This is a genomic window from Streptomyces alkaliphilus (genome assembly GCF_014141535.1).
Lineage (GTDB): Bacteria > Actinomycetota > Actinomycetes > Streptomycetales > Streptomycetaceae > Streptomyces > Streptomyces alkaliphilus.
Genome location: NZ_VKHT01001314.1, coordinates 1 through 1116, shown reverse-complemented (window position 1 = coordinate 1116; position 1116 = coordinate 1). Strand labels below are relative to the sequence as shown.

The 1116-nt window shown below is 72.0% G+C and carries 1 protein-coding gene; it reads left to right on the top strand.

Features of this window, described 5'->3' with window-relative positions; translation table 11 throughout:
- Positions 1-67: 67 nt before the first annotated feature.
- Positions 68-1036, top strand: coding sequence for a pirin family protein (locus FNQ90_RS24200; RefSeq protein WP_182608295.1), 969 nt, complete (start codon positions 68-70; stop codon positions 1034-1036).
- Positions 1037-1116: the final 80 nt, after the last annotated feature.

Here is a 1116-nt window from a genome sequence, read left to right as displayed (position 1 = left end):
ATGTTTATAGTTCAACTAAATGGTGCGACGAGCGCCTTCGAACACCCAGTCAAAGAGGAGGCCGACCGTGCCCGCCATCACCGTGGAGAACCCCCTGACGCTGCCCCGCGTCGCCGAGCCCGTCGACGGGACCCCCACCCGGCCCGTCCTGGGCGTCACCACCGCCCCCAGCGGCTTCGAGGGCGAGGGCTTCCCCGTCCGCCGCGCCTTCGCCGGCATCCACCACCGGCACCTGGACCCGTTCATCATGATGGACCAGATGGGCGAGGTGGAGTACGCCGCCGGTGAGCCCAAGGGCACCCCCTGGCACCCCCACCGCGGCTTCGAGACCGTCACCTACCTCCTCGACGGCACCTTCATCCACCAGGACTCCGAGGGCGGCGGCGGCGTCATCAACGACGGCGACACCCAGTGGATGACCGCCGGCTCCGGCCTCCTGCACATCGAGGCCCCGCCGGAGGAGATGGTCATCAAGGGCGGGCTGTTCCACGGCATCCAGCTGTGGGTCAACCTCCCGGCCCGGGACAAGATGACCGCCCCCCGCTACCAGGACATCGGCGGCGGCAACGTCAAGCTGCTCACCTCACCCGACGGCGGCGCCGTCCTCCGCCTGATCGCCGGCGACCTCGACGGGCACAGCGGCCCCGGCGTCACCCACACCCCGATCACCCTCGTCCACGCCACCGTCAGCCCGGGGGCCGAGATCACCCTGCCGTGGCGGGAGGACTTCAACGCCCTGGCCTACGTCCTGGCCGGACGCGGCGCGGTCGGTCCCGGCCGTCGCCCGATCGAGCTGGGCCAGACCGCCGTCTTCGGCGCCGGCGGCGGCCTCACCGTCCGCGCCGACGAGAAGCAGGACGGCCACACCCCCAACCTGGAGGTCATCCTGCTGGGCGGCCTGCCCATCCGGGAGCCGATGGCCCACTACGGCCCGTTCGTCATGAACAGCCACGCCGAGCTCCAGCAGGCGTTCGAGGACTTCCAGGCCGGCCGCCTGGGCCGCATACCCGCCGAGCGCACCGTCTCCAAGCGCTGACCCCGACCCCTCGCAGTCCCGTCCGTCCGGTCCCGTCCCCGCCACGGCACCGGGCGGACGCGCGCGAGGAGGCTTTCCCC